Consider the following 19,275-nt stretch of genomic DNA (forward strand, 5'->3'; position numbering starts at 1 on the left):
ATAACATAATGCCAGTATATGGCTATTATATCATAAAGCATATACGATACAATGATTTCTATAAATTATTAAATAACCCCTGCATATGGTATCAACTGATGACAAGATTTCATATTTTCGATTTTATAAACTTGTACGAATATTAACCGCATTGACATAATATATTAGCATATGGGATAATCAAGCTATGCATGTAGGTTAATCTGGTACTCCAAGCTCTCTTGTGTTACAGTCCGTATTAGGAGAATTATATTTGCCGAAAGCAGCTGCAAGCGGAGGGAGCAGAGTATTAAGCCTGGAATAGGAGCAGCGATGAGTATAAAGAGAAAACTTATATTAATTGGAATTTGCATCATAATTGTCGTGGCAGTCATTGCTACCAATGTAATCCGTCGTTTGAATGAGGATAAGCAGGAGAATCAGGGAGATACCATTGTAACAGAGAATGTCATCACCCGGGCAGAAGCATTTCGGCTATTGAGTTATCTGGAATTCAACAAAAAAGAGCGGGAAGCATTGTCTCTTGGAATAACCTATGCAGATGGTAATATGTCGGGATGGTATGACTCTTATGTGAATGCAGTTTGGAAGATGGGACTCATAGAGGGCAATGTGGACATTGCCCCGAGTGAAGCCTTAACCTATGGTAGCTGTAAGGAACTACTGGATAAACTAATTATGAAGAAACCGGAATTCCAGACAGTATATACGGGATTATCCTTTGACTTTATAAGTGCCGACCGTGCAATGAGTACTCATGAATTTCTGGAGGTTTATGAAGCCTTGTTGAGTATCATTCCTGAGGATGAGAAGCAGGTGAAGATGGATACACTTTTTGTACTAGGTACTGATATGACAGATGATGGTATGGACAGGATGGTTACGGATCAGGGGAAATATTATTATCAGACAGCGAGGTCTTATGAGACACAATATGAGCAAATGCAGAAAGAAAAGCAGCAGACGGTAACTACAAGTCCCCGCAACCCGGAAGCAGCAGATGATCAGATTACTATGTCCCAATCTATGGATAAGACGGAAGAGAATCCATCTTATAACCAACAGAGCAGCCAGGCTTCTGCATCAGAGGATAGCATGGAGGGCTTAAATCAAGCTGATTTTGTTGATCAGTATTTGGACAAAGGTATTCAGGTTTTGCTGTGTGATCAAGAAATACTATATATAACTGCTGTGACGACAGAAAAGATGGTTATTCATAATGTATGGATTAGTAAAGGGGTGGAGCAGCTGGTAGAAACCTTTGTGAATGGCCTATACAAGACCTTTGATACGAAATATATCGCACCGGAGAATAAGATTGAAAAGGTAATCGGTGATATTACCATAGAGAATCAAAGAATTGTACAGATTAGTGTGAAACCAGATAAAATAGAGGGAAAGGTATTACAGACGGCGAAGGATTTTATCGAGATAGAAGGCTATGGCAAGCTTCCCTTAGAAGAGGATTTTCGAATCTATAAGCTGTATGGGGATCTGTCCATAGAACCTACAAGTAGTATCCTTGTTGGTTATGAGAATACCGATTTTATTGTATCAGGCGGAAAAATTAGCGCTGCCTTGATTACGGAAAGTATTAAGGCGGAAAATATCCGTGTCCTAATCAGAACCTCGAAGTTCAAGGATGTGGTACACGATCAAGTGGTGCTGACTGCCTCCAGTGATTTTATTATTAGTAATAAAAAGGATAAGAAAAAGTATTCTGCGGGAGATAAGGTAACGATTGAAGCGGATAATGAGATGCTTAAGGAAGGGAGAATTACAGTAGAACCTGTGGATGACGGGGGAAGGATAGAACTTCTTTCCATAGAGCGTTCCCAAGGTACCCCTAAATATCGAGGAAGGATTGAAATCGCAGAGAATGGTAAGGGATTATTAGTTGTGAATGAACTACCCTTGGAAGAGTATCTATATTCGGTAATACCCAGCGAGATGCCCACTTACTATGGCATGGAGGCATTAAAGGTTCAAGCAGTCTGTGCAAGAAGTTATGCCTATAAGCATTTACTGGCCAATAGTCTAAGTGAGTATGGTGCCCATGTGGACGATAGTGTTTCATACCAGGTATATAACAATATATCTGAGAATGAGGATGCAGTGCTGGCAGTAAAGGATACTTATGGAAAGGTAATTGAATATGATGGAGAGGTCATCATTGCCTATTATTTTTCTACCTCCTGTGGTCATACCTCGGAAGCCTTCAGTGTATGGGCGAATAATGTAGAAATGCCTTATTTGAACGGAAAACTTATGGTTCTTGAGGAAAAAGGGGAAGGCGCGGAAGCAGAACAGGAGTTGGAGAAGAAATATCAGGATCTATCAACGGAGGAGAGTTTTAAAAGCTTTATCACATCAAAGATCCCTACGATTGACAGTGATTTCAATTGGTATCGCTGGAAGGTAGCTATGAGTGTTAAGGATATTAAAAAGGTGATTAATAATAGTCTGGCAGCAAGATACAATGCGAATCCAAATCTGATTCTTACCATGACGGAGGAAGCAAAGGATGGGAACGAAGCAGTTTTTGAAAGTTTGCCGGTGGATACGGTAGGGGACATTGTGGATATCTCCGTCTTAAAGAGGGACCGTAGTGGAATTATTACGGAGCTTTTAATCACAGGAAGTGAAAAAACAATTAAGGTTTTGACAGAGTATAATATCAGAGTGCTATTGGCTCCCACCTATGATACTGTGATTCGTCAGGATGAGAGTAAAGTAGATAAGCTCAGTCTGCTACCCAGTGCCTTCTTTCGGATATCAAAGAAGGAGAAGGAAGGTAAGCTAAGCAGTATTGTATTAACCGGAGGAGGGTATGGTCACGGGGTAGGAATGAGCCAAAATGGGGTTAAGGCACTAGCAGATGCAGGAAAGGAATATGATGAGATCGTTGCATATTTCTATGAAGGTACAAAGATTGGCTTTATCTATGAATAATGGGCTCTTCGGGCATCCTTCGATAGAGCATCTTAACCTTATGCAAAAAGGACTTATTCTCAAACAACAGATTGACTTCTGCTCCGATGAATAAGATATACATACAGAAGTACATCCATAGCATAAAAAGAACAATGGCTGTTAAGCTTCCATACATGGAAGCGTAATTTGAGAAATGATCAATATAGTAAGAAAATGCGTAAGAAAATCCCATCCAGCCACCGGCACATACCATGGCACCCGGAAGCTCCGACATCAGCTTGGTCTTCCGGTTAGGGATGACTTCGTAGATTAACAGGAAAAAGATAATTAACACGATTAATCCCAGGATAGTTCTTAAGCTAATAATAATTAATGCAGTATCCGTGAACACGGGAAGCTTCTGCTCTATATAATAGAAAAGCCGGTTGCCAAAAACGAATAGAATCATTGTGGCAATGATTATAATGGCAAAAATCAAGGTGTATAGAGCGGAGGTTGCTCGAAGAAACAGATAATTACGGGTTTCATTGATTTCATAAACAGTGTTTAGCCCCTTCATGATTGCCAGAAATCCTTTACCGGCTGACCAGAGGGTGGAAAGCGCTGTTAATGAAATAATGGTTCCTGATATCGATGTATCGTATATTTCCGTGATAATAGAAACAATCATGGAATCAACTGCTGTGGGAAAAATCTGTGTAAAAATCCTTAGCATATTGCTTTCTTCCACAGGGAAATACTGAATGATGCTTAAGAGCAACATGATAAAAGGAAAAAAAGAGATAATGATAAAGAAAGCAGCCTGAGCAGAATAGGCTGCCACATGATCATCCCGAATCTTATTTGCGATAAATACAATTAAACGATAAGTAGCTTTCAGCATATCATGGCCTCATTTCATATAATTCCATTACCAACATAATGCTTTGTATTATATTATATGTGGACGAAATTTATACTATCCATGCTAATTTTTTAATTGTATAGTTATATCTTTAAATAAATTTAACTAAAAGGGAAGATAGGGTAGTAGAAATCCGGTAAGGTATACTGTCAAAATTGCTCCGGAGGCCACAACCACCAGACTTTTCTCCCTATATGCAAGCAAAACTGCAACAAGGGTACCACAAATAGCAGTAAACAAGGTTCCTGTGGAATAGAATATATCAGGAAAGGTTAATGCACCCAATACTGCATAGGGTACATAGTGCAAAAAGGATTTTATGTATTTGGACTTAATCTCCTTACGAAATATGGCCAGCGGCAATACTCTAGGAATATAGGTAACCAATGCCATCAGTAATATCGCCAGGAACGCAGTTTGCAGCTTCATGATATGCTTTCTCCTTTGTTTTGATCCACCTCATTCTTGGGTTCTATAGGGAAGAGGACGGCTCCCAGTCCCGCACCTAAGAAGGTTGCTATGATTACACGGAATCCGGAGGATATGAACCGGAATAACGGAACATATCGTAAGATTACTGTCACAGCAACGGATATGAGTATAATTATAGTAACAGTTCTGGATTTCTTTGCAGGGGGGATAATGATCGCAATAAACATTCCATATAAAGCAATGCCCATAGCATTACTCAGGGTTACCGGAAGAGCGGAGCAGATAATGGCTCCTAACGCAGTACCGGCTGTCCAGCCAAGGAACGGGCCTAGGATTAATCCTGCCAGATAAGGAAAGGAGAGCTTTCCCTGCTCCAGAGAAGCGACACTGAAGGTTTCGTCCGTAATGCCGAAACCTATAATCAGACGTTTCAAGAGTGTCATGTCGGAACCCAGCCGCTGAGTCAGGGATAGGGACATGAGCATATATCGTATATTGATAATGAAGGTAGTCAATGTGATTTCCAGAAATCCTGCACCTTGCAGAATTAGATTTGTTCCGGCAAATTGTCCGGCAGAGGTTAAATTCGACATGGAAATAAAAACTGTCAACCATACGGGTAAACCGCCGGAGACAGCCATAAGACCAAAGGTAAAGGAGACGGGTATGTAACCAAGAGCAATAGGATAGCCTCGCTTTAATCCATATATAAATTCTTTTTTCATATCGTTGCCTCCTTTGGCAATTGTATGACTTTGGTAGAAAATCAATAATACAATCAATAATAAATATTACTTTGTAACGGAAGTATCACCAATCTGTATCTTAGTCCAAACAGGAAAGTTTATATTAATATCATAGTTCTCTTTTAAGCTGTCGTAATAAATCTCAAATTGCTTTTCTTTCTCTTCCCGAATTGCTTCTTCAACAGCCATTTCATATTTCTGCGTGGAATGATTATCCAGCATATGTATGATATAGTAGCCTTGCTCTGTTAGGATCAGGTTACTGTATGCCCCGTTCTTTAACTGCATTGCTACCTCCTGATACTCCTTCTCACAGGATGAATCACCGTAGATAAAATCTCGTGTCATGTAGACAAAACCAATATCCTCATTTAACAACTCAGCAAATTCCACTCCTTGCTCCGAGGAAAAGAGTACCTCTGATAGGATGGGCTTTAGGGAAGCACTCTTCCCATTACTGAGAAAGATTGCTTTATTATCTTCTCCTGTAGTGTATGGCAGAAAGAGACATTCTGTCTTATACTCTCTGTAATCTTCGGGATTCAGTCTTGCATGAATCACATCCTCATTAACATAAAAACCATTAAGAAGCTCCTTATAATATTTATCACCCAGTGCAATCTTATTATAAGAATCCGAGATAATCTCACGCGTGATACCCAGTCGCTTTATATCCTCTTCAGATACCGTTTGCATGATTTGACTGATTGCTTCCTGATTCTGTGAAAGTTCCTGTTGGCTTAAGCTGATTCCGTTCTGATTCGCTTGATCCGACAATATTTCATATAACACGACACGGGAGAGCACGGAGTCCTTAGCAAGCTCTCTCATACTGGAACCATTCTGCTCATAGTCCCAATAACTCACATCCAATGTATCTTGGATATAGTTCTCCATTCGTTCTCCTTCTGTTTCAACCAGATAAATATCATAGATAAAATCCTTCTGGTAGAGCTTCTTATCATTTATGGTAAGTATGGGAGTATGATCCTTTATACTGCAACCACTTAATAACAGACTGGATGTCTGCAGGAACAGTAACATATATGTAATCATCTGCTTATGCTTTTTCACAATATTCCCTCCGGGGTGAATTCATTCGTATCCTATTATACCTCAAACTTTTATAAAAGCAAGATAGTAAAAAAATTCTAATTATAACTAAAAGCAAAATTAAAAGTACGACATTATAGAATAGGATTACTAAATGTAGATACAATTAAGTTACATCCAACTACTCATAGAGATAAAAATGGAAAATATTTTATACAATTATACGTTGTGTATTTGATGTTTAGCAAAAATTTTATTGCTGTCGTATGGAAATACTTGATTTTTCTGGCTTATATAGTATTATGATAAGTGGGACATGATACATTTATCGAGGAGGCAGAGCCTTTATGATTAATTTTGATGAAGAAATCGAAAAATTTCAGCCGAGTCTGGAAATCGAGCAGGCAGAAGATATTATTAAGAATAATGATTTGACGGATATGACGGATATTTTAAAGGAATTACTAAAAGAGAAAAACGATAATTAACGATAAGATTACAGGGACAGGTGGGGATGAAATGATTTGCCCGAATTGCGGAAGTAATATGTCAGATAAGAAGAAGCGTTGTGAACGATGCGGCACGGACCTGACGATTTATAAGAAAATATATAATACTTCGAATGTATATTATAATGATGGCTTAGCGAAAGCAAAGGTACGCGACCTATCTGGAGCAACAGTGGCTTTGCGCCGTTGCCTTGAATTGAATAAACTAAATACAAATGCACGAAATCTACTTGGACTTGTGTATTATGAAATGGGAGAAACGGTAGCCGCATTAAGTGAATGGGTAATCAGTAAACATTTTCAGCCGAAGAATAATGATGCTGACGAGTACATTGAAAAGGTGCAGTCCAATCCGACACGTTTGGATGCGTTAAATCAGGCGATCAAACGGTATAATACTGCACTGGGACTTGCAGTAGCTGAGAGTGATGATCTTGCCATCATTCAACTAAAAAAGGTTGTAACGTTAAATCCGCATTTTATCCGTGCCTATCAGTTACTGGCGCTGCTTCATATGAAAATCGGAGAGAATGAGAGAGCAAGGAAGTATTTGCTTAAGGCTGCTAAAATTGATGTGTCCAACACAACTACCCTGCGATATTTAAGAGAACTGGAGGGTCCTGCAGTCACAAAGGATATGGATAGTAATCCTGAGGCAGAGTCCCCCATCACCGCATCCATTATGCCAATTAATTCCTACCGCGAGGACAAGCCGAATATTATGGCATTTGTTAACCTTGTCGTTGGTGTTGTAATCGGTGTGGCAGTTATGGCCTTTCTCGTGTTACCTACGATAAAGAACAAGGCCAAGGAAGAGAACAACAGTAATATCGTAGATTATGGTACTGAGCTGGCCAAAATAGAAGAAAAGGATGAGACCATCCGTACTTTACAAACGGAAAAGGATGAGCTGACGGAGCAAATTGAGCAGCTTAAGGCTCAGATTGAAACCTATGAAGCAGTGGAGGACAATCCGGAGCTATATGATCCTTTGTTTACTTCAGCAGAGCTATATATTGAGGAGCTGAGCAAGCCAGAGAAGGAAAGAGATTTTACGTCCATTGTCGATAAACTGCTAGATATCAATGATTCGGAATATGAAACAGAGGCTTCGAAAGCACTTTTGGAGAGCATTCGTCAAGCAACCTATTCAAGTGCAGCAGTGGATCAATATGAAAAAGGACATGCACTGTACACTGACGGAAAATATGATGAGGCTTTAGTGGAATTATTAAAGGCGATGACATTGAATCCGGAGGATGCAAGTACGATATACTTTATTGCAAGGACATATCATCGTTTAGATGATAAGGTGAATGCGGCACTATATTACAACATGGTTATATCAGAATTCCCGGATACTAAGAGAGCATCGGAAGCCAAAAGCTATTTACGGCAAGTACAATAATAGGAAAGCAATGGTAGCTGTTATGTTACCTTGAGAAAACTACATAGGATAAGAAGATACTGAAGAAAAGACGTTTATGGTGAACGGGTTAATCTGTTCCATTGAAGGTCTTTTTTTCATTGCCAAAATCAGATGTAAATTTATGGATATCGAAGGAGGAAGTAGATACTGGAAATGATGATATGGAGAAATCAAATTACGACAATAGCATCAGGAGTAAATCAGGAGGGATAATAATGCAAGATGCAAAAAGACAGAACAAACACATTACAAAGGAGGGTGATGGGGGTACCACCTATGAAATATACCAAAGATGTCTTGTAATAAAGCTGAAGGAAGAATTGGATCACCATAATGCAATCGCTATCCGGGAAAAAGCAGATAAATTAATTGATCGAAATAATATCAAGCATATCATTTTTGATTTTTCAGGTGCGAGCTTCATGGATAGTGCAGGAATAGGAGTAATTATGGGAAGGTACAGAAAAGTCATTTTTATAGGCGGTAAGACGGCGGTAGCCAACGTAAACAATACAATCGATAGAATTTTTCGATTGTCCGGTTTATATAAGATTATTGAAAAATATGATACCGTTGAAACAGCATTGAACATTATACAAAAGGCATAAGGAATGTATGTGACAGGAAAGGAAAGGGGATAAGTAACAAAATGAATAATAAGAATGAAATGATATTAGAGTTTCAAAGCCAATCGCAAAACGAGAGCTTTGCACGAACTGTAGTCGCAGCGTTTGCTGCACAGCTTGACCCGACCATCGAAGAGCTGGCGGATATAAAGACAGCGGTATCAGAGGCAGTTACGAATTGTATTATCCATGGATATTCGGATTGTCAGGGGATTATTAAAATGCGTTGCGCCCTGAATCAGAATGAAATCACCATTGAGATCAGCGATGAGGGTGTCGGTATTGAAAATATCGAAAAGGCCATGGAACCGCTATATACAACACGGCCGGAATTAGAGCGTTCCGGTATGGGATTTTCCTTTATGGAAGCATTTATGGATGAGCTTGAGGTGGAATCCGCAATGGGAAAAGGAACCACAGTGAAAATGAAAAAGAGGGTTGGAAAAGCAGGAAGAGTTCAAGAAATCTTAAAAGAAGCAAAGCAAAATGCGTGATAGGAATAAGCAGTGTTCATGGTTTCGATGGATGGAAGGAAGTGAGGATGAATGTGGATACGCTTGAGTTGATTAAACGATCAAAGGAAGGAGACAAGGAAGCCAGAGACCGTGTTGTTACTGACAATGTAGGCTTAGTTTGGAGTATCGTCAGAAGATTCGCAAATCGAGGGCATGAGATGGAGGATTTATTTCAAATCGGAAGCATTGGTTTGATAAAGGCAATTGATAAATTTGATTCTTCCTATGAGGTTAAATTTTCAACCTATGCCGTACCGATGATTACCGGTGAGATTAAGCGGTTCTTACGGGATGATGGGATGATAAAGGTAAGTCGTTCTCTTAAGGAAACGGCGACAAAGATACGAATGGAGCGGGAAAAATTCAGTAATAAATATGGAAGGGAACCTACCATAGAGGAAATTGAAGAAGAGCTATGCATTGATAAAGATGAAATTATTATGGCACTTGAAACATCAACTGAAGTAGAATCTCTCTATAAAACAATCTATCAGGGAGATGGAAGTCCGATTTACTTAATAGATAAGTTAACAGAATCCAAAGATGAAAGCGAAAATTTAGTGGACAAGCTGGCTTTGAGGGAAATTATTGCTTCCTTAGATGAGAAGGAACAGGAAATCATCCGGCTTAGATACTTTAAAGATAGAACACAGACCGACATTGCGAAAGAACTCGGAATATCCCAGGTTCAAGTCTCCCGCATGGAAAAAAGAATTCTGAAGATCATGCGTGAGCGGTTGGGAGCATAAAGATATTTACCAGCATATTTTCATTTTTTAATTATAGATTAGGATGTCAAAAGCCAACTATTAATTTATATAGACTTTTGACACCCTGATTTTATAACAAGAAGATATTACCAGTATAGTAAATATCCCTTTTCACATAATATTATCAGGATAAATTATGAAGATAATATAAGTAAGGAGGGGCTGTTGCATAATGTATTTGAAGGGATTAGTGTAAGCTATGATCCCTTAAGTTTCATTTTGCAACGGCTCTTTTTTAATGGGCAGGTGATTTCGAATGAGAATTAAAAAGAAGTATTTTTGGATTTCAGCATGCATTATTTTGGCGGCTGTATTGATTGTCTTATGTGTAGGATACTTTACCGGCAATCAGGTAACAGAGTATGATGGAACTCTGGTTAACCTGGAATTCCCTAATTTAATATAACCTTGGTAGACGAACGGTAAGTATTCTATAGAAGATAGGGAATGTCGTTCATGTAATTCAGACATATTAGGAGGCATGATAATTGATATGAGTAATCAAAAAAGAAGTTCCGTTTCCAATGTAGTAAATGAGCAGGATGTGCAGAAAAGAAATCAGAATTACAATCAATATGTCAAGGAGATTACTCCGAAGTTCAGCATTGCAAAAAATACAATAAAAGCATTTGTTGTTGGCGGAATTATCTGCACAATCGGACAAGGCTTTACGAATTATTATATGTACTTAGGTGCGGATGAGGAGTTAGCAAAGTCATACAATACATTAACGCTGGTTTTTTTATCGGTTCTACTGACCGGTCTTGGTATTTACCAGAAAATAGCCAAGTTTGGTGGTGCGGGTACCTTGGTCCCGATAACAGGCTTTGCGAATTCAGTGGCAGCGCCAGCAGTTGAGTATAAAAAGGAAGGCCAGGTTTTTGGTATCGGATGTAAGATTTTTACCATTGCGGGTCCGGTTATTTTATATGGAATATTCTCTACCTGGTTACTCGGTTTAATTTATTATCTGCTGAAGCAGTTCGGAGTAGTTTGACTGCCTATACGAAAGGAAGATAAGGAGATGTAATAATGTCGCAGAATAGAAATAATCAATCGAAAATGATAGGTAAACAGAGTATTGCTTTTCAGAATCCTCCTTGTATCATAGCTGCGGCCTCCGTTGCTGGCAAGAAAGAAGGAGAGGGGCCGTTGGGCAAGCTGTTTGATGTTGTCCAGCAGGATCCGATGTTCGGAAAGAATAGCTGGGAAGAAGCAGAAAGTGAGTTAATGAAGCAAGCAGCTATGAAGGTCCTTGAGAAAGCTGGCTTAAAGAAAGAAGATATCCGCTATCTGATAGGAGGAGATTTGTTGGGACAATTAATCGCAACCTCCTTTGGAGTTGCGGAACTCAGTATTCCTCTGCTGGGAATCTATGGAGCCTGTTCCACCATGGGAGAAGCTATGTCAATTGGTGCAATGCTGGTAGATGGAGGCTTTGCGGATAAGGTATTATCTATTACATCCAGCCATTTTGCAGGAGCGGAAAAGCAATTCCGGTTTCCGCTTGATTATGGGAATCAAAGACCCTATTCCGCTTCCTGGACAGTAACTGGCAGTGGTGCGGTAATTATAGCCACAAGGGATCAGGCAAAGCTGTCACCTTCAGAACCTGCAATTCTGATTAAGGGAATAACGACAGGTAAAATCGTGGATTTTGGAATTGAGGATTCTATGAACATGGGAGCGGCAATGGCCCCATCGGCATTTGATACAATAAGACAGAATTTCGAGGATTTCCAGATAGAGCCTTCCTATTATGACCGTATCATAACGGGAGACTTGGGTTATGTAGGGAAGAATATATTAATCGATCTGCTAAAAGAGAAGAACTATGATATTAGTAATAATTATATGGATTGTGGTATTGAAATGTTTGATAAGGATAGTCAGGATACCCACGCAGGTGGAAGTGGCTGCGGATGTTCTGCAGTTACCTTCACAAGCTATATTCTGAAGCAGCTTAAGGATCGGAACTGGAAGAGAGTATTATTTGTACCGACAGGAGCATTATTATCTCAGACCAGTTTCAATGAAGGACAGACTGTACCAGGTATAGCCCATGCAGTAATGGTAGAGGCAGAGTAGGGATTACTGGTCATTCACTGAGAGGAGGTGCTTTATGGATTATGTAATTGCTTTTTTCGTAGGCGGTGCAATATGTGCCGTAGTACAGATCTTACTGGACAATACAAAATTGATGCCAGGCCGGGTTATGGTGATTTTGGTATGCACCGGTGCATTACTAGGTGCAATTGGTATTTATGAGCCATTTGCCAAGTGGGCCGGAGCCGGAGCTGGTGTACCGCTGACCGGGTTTGGTAATATATTATTTAAGGGGGTAAAGGAAGCAGTGGATAAGGAGGGCTTTATCGGTATATTTAAAGGTGGCTTTACCTCCTCAGCAGTAGGAATATCAGCAGCATTAATTTTTAGCTATATTGCTTCCTGGTTCTTTAATGCTAAAATGAAATCTTAGTAAGCATCCCAGAGAGGGATGGATATACAAAGGAAACGCAATGGACATGGAATGTATTCATCCTTCCATGTCCATTACGTTTCCTTTCATGTATCTCTTTATTAAATATAGTTTTGGTTCATTATTGTGGATTTAAGAAATCTGTAATATCCTCGATAATATCTGTATCTGGTTCCTCATCAGGAACAACAGGATCGGGATCATTCGTCTCCTGACCCTGCTCATCCTCATATTCTTCCTGGGGTTCTTCATCTTCATACTCATCGTCCAAGAATCCGGGATCTTCCTCGAAAGCAGCACCCTCAGTATGAACCTTACAGGAATCACTGGGTAGTAGATATGGAGTATCCGCTGTTTTACCTGTCTCCTCCTTATTCAGAAATACACTTTCTTTTACAGAGTCTTCAGGACAGAATTCTGTGGCAAGTTTTTTGGACTTCTCACATACCGTAGCTTTTACATGCATATCACATTTTTCTGTTGGAACAGTACCTTTGGCAAAGTACTCTACCCTTGTGGTATTTCCTCCTAGATAATGATCACATAAGCCCTCAACGGCAAGCTTTCCTGATTTGGTACAAATTCTCGCAGAGACAACGGAATCCGGTTTTGTAAAGGATACGGTCTCTAGATTTTTCTCAATATGAATCTGCTCCATAATCATACGCCAGATCTTCTTATGGTAGTTACGTTCTGTCTGCGGACGGTTATTATCAAAGCCGGACCATACGGAAGCAGTATAATATGGAGAATATCCACAGAACCACAGGTCATTATAGTTAGAGGTAGAACCTGTCTTACCTGCTACCGGCATATCTATGGCATTTAATCTGGCAGCTTTACCAGTACCGATCTTTACTACATCCTCCATGGCGTTTGTTAAAAGCCATGCTGTGGACTCCTTCATTACCTGTTCCTGCTTCGGTTTATTACGAAGTAGGACTTTACCGTCGTGATCTAAGATCTTCGTATAGAAGATTGGTTCTGTATAGACCCCTTTATTAGCAATTGCAGCATAGGCTGCAGTAATTTCCAGATTGCTGACACCATCCGTTAAACCACCGAGCGCCATAGGATAATTGATATCGGATACGATATCACCATTCTCTTCTTTTCTGGAATCTACCAAGGAGGTAAATCCAAGCTTCAGGAGATAATCATATCCAAGCTGTGGTGTAACCTGTTCAAAGGTTTTCACCGTCACAATATTCATGGAATTATAGATACCTCTACGCAGGGTGGTAAGTCCATCATATTTGCTGGATGAGGTCCAGTTATTTACCTGTGTCTTGGTCCCAGGATAGTAATAAGGCCCAACATCATCCTGAACACTGGCTAAGGTTAATCCAACAGTGTCAAGGGCAGGCAGATAGGTGGAAAGTATCTTAAAGGTGGAACCGGGTTGACGGAAGGTATTGGTGGCACGGTTTAAGGTACGATTTCCGCTTTTCTTACCACGACCGCCTATTATGGCGGCAACCTCTCCAGTATGCTGATCCATTACAACGAATGAGGACTGTGGCTGGATGGTCATGGTTACCTTTTCGCCAAGAATCACATCGCCTTCCTCTACGACTGATTCCCGGAAGGCATCGATTTTTTTCTGCATATCCTTCTTATCCGTAAATAATAATGAGAATTTGCTTCCCTTATCATCCACATACAGACCATCGGGATCGGGGTAGTCCTTATAGTACTCTAATAAATCATTACCATGATAATGAATGGTGGTCTTGTCCTTGTCATTCTTCTGAATGGATAGAGCATAGGTTAATTCCCAGAAGGAAGTACCCATCTCAGGAAAGTTGCTCTCATCGGAATATACGTCATCGCATATTTTCTGAATTAGTGGATCCTGAGTGGTATATATTTGTAAGCCACCGCTGTATAACAAGGTGGAAGCCTGATTTTGGGTATATCCAAGCTCGGATTGTAAATCCTCCATCACCTGTTCAATCAATTCATCAACAAAGTAGCTGTAATAGGATGTAGCATCCTGCTCCTCATCAACGGATTGTATTCTTGTGTAAACATCCTTGCTGTCAGCAACGGCTTCATCATATTCACTTTGAGTGATTCTTTCCTGCTCCAGCATTTCCTTTAATATTTCCGCTCGCCTTTTTGCATTGTCTTCAGGAAAATTAATCGGATTAAGATAGACAGGGCGCTGTGTAATGGCTGCAATGGTAGCAGCTTCGGATAGATTAAGATCCTTTGCATCCTTGTTGAAATACCGCTTTGCTGCTGTTTGCACACCGTAGGTACCAGCTCCTAGATTGATGGTATTGAGATAGTATTCAAGAATCGTATCCTTCTCCAGTTTGTTTTCCAGCTGTATTGCAAGATACTGCTCCTGGATCTTTCGTTCGACCTTGTCGATAAATTCAGTCTCAAGTCCACCCTCAAACACCTGATTCTTTAGCAGCTGTTGGGTTATGGTACTTGCACCTTCGCTGAAGTCACCGGTCTTAAGTCCCTGTACGGCAGCTCTTAGGATACCTCTGACATCAATTCCATCATGTTCATAAAAACGCTCATCTTCAATCGCAATAAAAGCATCCTTAACATAATCCGGCAATTCGTCCAGGGTAACGTAAACACGATTCGCATGAGCACCAACCAGGGTCTCAATTTCATTCCCTTCTTTATCGTATATGGTTGTTGTGAAACCAGTAGGAATTACGTCAATTTCAGATATGTCAGGTGCATTATCAACTAATCCCTTAACAAAACCATAACCTGCGAAAGAAGCCACAATAGCTGCTACAACAACACTCACAATACCTAAACGGAACAGGGTTATTCGCGTTTTGGATATGAGCCTTCTTGAAGTCGATTTTATATAATTTTGCTTATTTTCAATTCCTTTCTTACTATAATTCATAATTGCCTCCAAACTTGCCTAATAGCAGTCTCAATAATTCGCTCAATTACTATTATATCAAAATTAGCCAATGAAATAAAGAAAAAAATTGTCCGTAGCTGTTAAGCTCTTCCAATTTGACTGTTTTGGAACACTACTACAGAATAAAACGATTGGAAGAGAAGCTTATACTTTTTTGTTTTTTGAAAAAACAAATGTATATATAATACAGAAATAAACATATTTCGTAAATTTTTCGGAAATTTTAGCTCACGAATCGTGAAGATGTGTCGAAATATAACGAACACGATAAAAAGATGCGCTTAAATTCTCTTTATCATTACATATTTCCTGTGTATAATGAGAATTGTCAGTTATTTTCTGTTTTTATTATAATTTATGGGGGTAGTAAGAATGAAGGAATTAAAGTTATTGTGTAGCAATGATGTGATTCTTGAAGATGAGAGAATTATGAAACTGGACTACTGCTTAACAGAACAGGTGACAGAAGAACAAGGGGTGCCTTATTATGGTATAAGAATAGTAAAGCATCTGGATGATCTGGTTGAATCGGAGGAGGAATTGGGGGTTTCTACTTCGAAGGAGACCGTGGTATCAATTATTAAAAAACTGTGTGAATTTGAGGTTACACCTATGTCTATGATTGAAATCGTAGATGATCTGATTACACAGGAAGAACTGGTGTATTAAAATACATAGGCCTCACCATTAATAAGCGAGAAATACACCTCGTCAATTTCATTAAGAATAGCTGAGCCATTCGTGAGTTCAGCTATTTTTTTGCTGATTTCCGATAATCGGGAGGGAGGAATCAGTAGGGTTAAGGTGACAATGTCGGTAAATTCAGAGGATAGCTGTGTTATTTTCTCCGTGCCGATTAGATATTGGATTTTCCCAATCAGAGTGTAATCAGTTACCACCTGCAACTGTACACCCAGTTCCTTCTTAATAACGATGCTGTTTTTCAGGCCTTCCAGAGTGGCAGACTGATAAGCCTTCACTAAACCACCGGTACCTAACAGAGTTCCGCCAAAATAGCGTGTCACTACGACAACAAGATTCGTAAGCTCATGGGCAAGTAATACATCCAGCATGGGTCGACCAGCAGTTTTGCTTGGTTCTCCATCATCGGAGCATCGCATAATAGGATTTTCCGTACCAATAATATAAGCGGAGCAATTATGGCTTGCATCCCAATATTTTTTCTTTAAGGTCTCAATCACATCGATCGCTGCTTCCTCGGTTTCAACAGGGCGTACTGTTGCAATAAAACGCGATTTTTTCATTTCGAATTCCCCGACACCACCTTCAAAGATGGTGTGAAAAGCTTCTTTCATGGTTCGGTTTCTCCCTTCCACACAATACCATAGTTGCTATTCGTCATAAGACTATGATATCATAAGTATAATAAATCGTAGTGAGCATGCAGCAAGTTTTACTTGCAAGCATACGGGCAGAGCTCGAGTTGGAGGCATGTATGAAACTAAAATATATATCCTGGCTACCTGCTTTTTTTATGATGGTTATCATATTTTACTTCTCCTCAAGACCAGTAACCATATCAAATGAGAGCAGTGCATCTATTGCGGAGGAACTGCTTAACCTATATGAAACAATAACGGATAATACTCTTCAGGCGGATGCGAGAAGCAGTATTCTGGCTGCGACAAATCATTATGTCAGAAAGACCGCTCACTTTATGGAATATGCTCTGTTGGCTATGACAATTGCATTCCATATGTCAGTAATCCGGAGCAATAAAACTCGTCTCATTCTTGTATCAGTCTTATTATCCGCCCTATATGCTGCTTCTGATGAGTTTCATCAGACAATGGTTCCCGGAAGAGGGGGGCAAATCCGTGATGTAATACTGGATACGGCCGGAGCAGTTACGGGAACTCTTCTTTTTTATTATGCAATAACACTAATTGCACGAATTCGCAAGAATAAAAGTACAGCTACTGTGAAGTGAACTGGTTTTTACTACTTACATAGGTATAATCAATCGATGATAGAGTTTTTTCCAAGTGCTTGCGATCAATATTTAAACTGAGACAGAGATCCTCCAGTGTGTGAAACTCGTCGCGTAATTTCGTATTTATAAAGCTTAGTAAGATATATGGATCCTTGGGTATTTGCATTTCCTTACTCCGTTTCGGTGTATTAATGATTGAAGTTGATGTTTGGCTGATCAGCTTTGATTTCCATGTAGAAATATCATATCTATACATTATGCATATTCCGTGTTAATTTTCAAGAGGTACCGTGAGAGATTCTATTGATATGGAGGTTGTTATGGACTTATTTGATTATATGAGAAGTAATACTATGAAAAAGGAGGCTCCATTGGCCTCAAGACTACGACCGTCTACACTGGATGAAGTAGTGGGACAGCGGCATATTATTGGGAAGGATAAATTACTATATCGGGCTATTAAGGCAGATAAGTTAAGCTCTATCTTATTTTACGGACCACCAGGAACCGGAAAAACCACTCTGGCAAAGGTGATTGCCAATACTACCAGTTCCCTGTTTACTCAGATTAATGCGACCTCAGCCGGGAAAAAGGATATGGAGGCTGTTATTGAGGAAGCGAAGAATAATCTCGGAATGTATGGTAAGAAGACCATTCTGTTTATCGATGAGATTCATCGTTTTAATAAAGGACAGCAGGATTATCTGTTACCCTTTGTAGAAGACGGTACCGTGATACTCATCGGAGCTACAACAGAGAACCCTTATTTTGAAGTGAATTCCGCGCTTATATCCAGATCCATCATTTTCGAATTAAAACCTCTTGATAAGGAGGATATCAAAACTCTCATAACAAGAGCCATCAATGATCAGGAAAAGGGGATGGGAGCATATAAGGCTGTGATAGAAGACGATGCGTTGGAATTTCTTGCTGATATTGCCAATGGAGATGCGAGAGCTGCATTAAATGCGATAGAGATTGGGGTATTGACGACGGAGCGGTCTGAGGATGGCAAGATTCATATCACTCTGGAGGTTTCCTCTGAGTGCATTCAAAAACGGGTATTAAAGTATGATAAGCAAGGGGATAATCATTATGATACCATATCCGCGTTTATCAAAAGCATGCGAGGTTCGGATCCGGATGCAGCGATTTATTATCTGGCCAGAATGCTGTATGCAGGGGAAGAGGTGGCGTTTATAGCCAGAAGAATCATGATCTGTGCGGCAGAGGATGTATCCAATGCAGATCCCAATGCGTTAGTAGTTGCAACCTCAGCAGCCCTGGCAGTAGAACGTTTAGGTATGCCGGAAGCCAGAATAGTATTGGCTCAGGCAGCAGCCTATGTGGCGTGTGCGCCTAAGAGTAATTCCGCTATCTGTGCGATTGATGAAGCGACTAAGGTCGTAGAAAATGAAAAAACAGCGACGATACCCTCCTATCTTATGGATGCACATTATAAAGGAGCGGCTAATTTAGGACATGGGCTGGGATATATGTATGCACATGATTATGAAAATCACTATGTAAAGCAGCAATATCTTCCCGATGAAATAAAAGACCGGATATTTTACCGGCCATCGGATAACGGATATGAAAAGATAATCCAAGAGTATTTTAAGAAAATAAAAGGGGAGCAGTCCTAGTTGGATTGCTCCTCTTCATTATCATTGGATGATGATTCTTCTTCCGCCGGCTTCTTATCATCACGGTGTACATATTGATACACTGCGATGAAAGAGTATATCATAATCGGTATTACAATGGTACAGAATACACTGGCCAGGAAGAAGCCCGGTGCTTTCTCGCTGGCAAAGATAGCCGCTATGAGAGAAATTATATACATAGAGACAAGAAGGATAAGTCCTATGATAGAAGCAATACGTTTTACATTTTTCATATAAGATCCTTTCTTAATGCAGGTAATACGCATGTGTTATTATTTATCATTATAGTAAAGAAAAGGCGAAAAAGCAACCGGCAGTCTTTATTGTGGTAGTGTGTTAGGTTTTGTCTCTT

21 protein-coding genes are annotated in these 19,275 nt (G+C 39.8%); 13 read left to right on the forward strand and 8 right to left on the reverse strand.

The window, feature by feature from the left end; genetic code table 11:
* Nucleotides 1–312: 312 nt before the first annotated feature.
* Nucleotides 313–2,952, forward strand: coding sequence for a SpoIID/LytB domain-containing protein (locus H0486_RS03755; RefSeq protein WP_228351715.1), 2,640 nt, complete (start codon nt 313–315; stop codon nt 2,950–2,952).
* Here H0486_RS03755 and H0486_RS03760 read toward each other — a convergent pair.
* From H0486_RS03760 to H0486_RS03775, 4 genes are all read right to left on the reverse strand, one after another.
* On the reverse strand, nt 2,939–3,817 hold the full coding sequence (locus tag H0486_RS03760; protein ID WP_228351716.1) for a YihY/virulence factor BrkB family protein: 879 nt from the start codon (nt 3,815–3,817) through the stop codon (nt 2,939–2,941). The two genes, H0486_RS03755 and H0486_RS03760, sit on opposite strands and share 14 nt — an antisense overlap.
* 126 nt (nt 3,818–3,943) lie before the next feature.
* Nucleotides 3,944–4,267, reverse strand: coding sequence for an AzlD domain-containing protein (locus H0486_RS03765; RefSeq protein ID WP_228351717.1), 324 nt, complete (start codon nt 4,265–4,267; stop codon nt 3,944–3,946).
* Nucleotides 4,264–4,995, reverse strand: coding sequence for an AzlC family ABC transporter permease (locus H0486_RS03770; RefSeq protein WP_228351718.1), 732 nt, complete (start codon nt 4,993–4,995; stop codon nt 4,264–4,266). The genes H0486_RS03765 and H0486_RS03770 overlap by 4 nt, the downstream gene beginning before the upstream one ends.
* Nucleotides 4,996–5,061: 66 nt before the next feature.
* Nucleotides 5,062–6,090, reverse strand: coding sequence for a peptidylprolyl isomerase (locus H0486_RS03775; RefSeq protein WP_228351719.1), 1,029 nt, complete (start codon nt 6,088–6,090; stop codon nt 5,062–5,064).
* Between the two features lie 326 nt (nt 6,091–6,416).
* Here H0486_RS03775 and H0486_RS03780 point away from each other — a divergent pair, with 326 nt between their 5' ends.
* The 9 genes from H0486_RS03780 to spoVAE all read left to right on the forward strand — a co-directional run bounded on the left by H0486_RS03780 (nt 6,417) and on the right by spoVAE (nt 12,397).
* Nucleotides 6,417–6,557 carry a hypothetical protein gene (locus H0486_RS03780; protein WP_228351720.1) on the forward strand — a complete coding sequence of 47 codons (141 nt, stop codon included), beginning with the start codon at nt 6,417–6,419 and terminating at the stop codon, nt 6,555–6,557.
* Nucleotides 6,558–6,588: 31 nt separating this feature from the next.
* Nucleotides 6,589–7,986 (forward strand): tetratricopeptide repeat protein, encoded by a 1,398-nt coding sequence (locus H0486_RS03785; RefSeq protein WP_228351721.1) that lies wholly within the window; start codon nt 6,589–6,591, stop codon nt 7,984–7,986.
* 236 nt (nt 7,987–8,222) lie between these two features.
* Entirely contained in the window at nt 8,223–8,615 is a 393-nt protein-coding gene (gene spoIIAA, locus H0486_RS03790) for an anti-sigma F factor antagonist (RefSeq protein WP_228351722.1), read from the forward strand.
* A 41-nt stretch (nt 8,616–8,656) separates the two neighbouring features.
* The gene (spoIIAB, locus tag H0486_RS03795) at nt 8,657–9,127 is read left to right on the forward strand and encodes an anti-sigma F factor (RefSeq protein ID WP_228351723.1); all 471 of its coding nucleotides are present in this window, start codon (nt 8,657–8,659) and stop codon (nt 9,125–9,127) included.
* A 47-nt stretch (nt 9,128–9,174) separates the two neighbouring features.
* Nucleotides 9,175–9,897, forward strand: coding sequence for an RNA polymerase sporulation sigma factor SigF (gene sigF, locus H0486_RS03800; protein ID WP_228351724.1), 723 nt, complete (start codon nt 9,175–9,177; stop codon nt 9,895–9,897).
* Between the two features lie 277 nt (nt 9,898–10,174).
* Nucleotides 10,175–10,324, forward strand: coding sequence for a hypothetical protein (locus H0486_RS03805; protein WP_228351725.1), 150 nt, complete (start codon nt 10,175–10,177; stop codon nt 10,322–10,324).
* Between the two features lie 87 nt (nt 10,325–10,411).
* The gene (gene spoVAC / locus H0486_RS03810; protein ID WP_228351726.1) at nt 10,412–10,915 is read left to right on the forward strand and encodes a stage V sporulation protein AC; all 504 of its coding nucleotides are present in this window, start codon (nt 10,412–10,414) and stop codon (nt 10,913–10,915) included.
* 35 nt (nt 10,916–10,950) lie between these two features.
* Nucleotides 10,951–12,006: a stage V sporulation protein AD gene (gene spoVAD / locus H0486_RS03815; RefSeq protein ID WP_228351727.1), complete on the forward strand. Its 1,056-nt coding sequence runs from the start codon at nt 10,951–10,953 to the stop codon at nt 12,004–12,006.
* Nucleotides 12,007–12,040: 34 nt separating this feature from the next.
* The gene (spoVAE, locus tag H0486_RS03820; protein WP_228351728.1) at nt 12,041–12,397 is read left to right on the forward strand and encodes a stage V sporulation protein AE; all 357 of its coding nucleotides are present in this window, start codon (nt 12,041–12,043) and stop codon (nt 12,395–12,397) included.
* Between the two features lie 121 nt (nt 12,398–12,518).
* Here spoVAE and H0486_RS03825 read toward each other — a convergent pair whose 3' ends face one another.
* On the reverse strand, nt 12,519–15,281 hold the full coding sequence (locus tag H0486_RS03825; RefSeq protein ID WP_228351729.1) for a transglycosylase domain-containing protein: 2,763 nt from the start codon (nt 15,279–15,281) through the stop codon (nt 12,519–12,521).
* 393 nt (nt 15,282–15,674) lie between these two features.
* On the opposite strand from H0486_RS03825, the gene H0486_RS03830 reads away from it, so the two are divergent.
* A complete protein-coding gene (locus tag H0486_RS03830; protein WP_228351730.1) occupies nt 15,675–15,971 on the forward strand; it encodes a DUF6514 family protein in 297 nt (98 codons plus the stop codon).
* On the opposite strand, the gene H0486_RS03835 is transcribed toward H0486_RS03830, so the two are convergent.
* Nucleotides 15,968–16,618: a YigZ family protein gene (locus H0486_RS03835; RefSeq protein ID WP_228351731.1), complete on the reverse strand. Its 651-nt coding sequence runs from the start codon at nt 16,616–16,618 to the stop codon at nt 15,968–15,970. The two genes, H0486_RS03830 and H0486_RS03835, sit on opposite strands and share 4 nt — an antisense overlap.
* 140 nt (nt 16,619–16,758) lie before the next feature.
* On the opposite strand from H0486_RS03835, the gene H0486_RS03840 reads away from it, so the two are divergent.
* Nucleotides 16,759–17,253 carry a VanZ family protein gene (locus tag H0486_RS03840; protein WP_228351732.1) on the forward strand — a complete coding sequence of 165 codons (495 nt, stop codon included), beginning with the start codon at nt 16,759–16,761 and terminating at the stop codon, nt 17,251–17,253.
* Here H0486_RS03840 and H0486_RS03845 read toward each other — a convergent pair.
* Nucleotides 17,240–17,512: a DUF4250 domain-containing protein gene (locus H0486_RS03845; protein WP_323163529.1), complete on the reverse strand. Its 273-nt coding sequence runs from the start codon at nt 17,510–17,512 to the stop codon at nt 17,240–17,242. The two genes, H0486_RS03840 and H0486_RS03845, sit on opposite strands and share 14 nt — an antisense overlap.
* Nucleotides 17,513–17,576: 64 nt before the next feature.
* Between H0486_RS03845 and H0486_RS03850 the strand changes: the two genes are divergently transcribed.
* A complete protein-coding gene (locus H0486_RS03850) occupies nt 17,577–18,902 on the forward strand; it encodes a replication-associated recombination protein A (protein ID WP_228351733.1) in 1,326 nt (441 codons plus the stop codon).
* Here H0486_RS03850 and H0486_RS03855 read toward each other — a convergent pair.
* Complete coding sequence (locus H0486_RS03855; RefSeq protein WP_228351734.1) at nt 18,899–19,156, reverse strand: hypothetical protein; 258 nt, start codon at nt 19,154–19,156, stop codon at nt 18,899–18,901. The two genes, H0486_RS03850 and H0486_RS03855, sit on opposite strands and share 4 nt — an antisense overlap.
* Nucleotides 19,157–19,275: the final 119 nt, after the last annotated feature.

Origin of the sequence: Variimorphobacter saccharofermentans (genome assembly GCF_014174405.1) — a bacterium.
Classification (GTDB): Bacteria; Bacillota; Clostridia; order Lachnospirales; family Lachnospiraceae; genus Mobilitalea; species Mobilitalea saccharofermentans.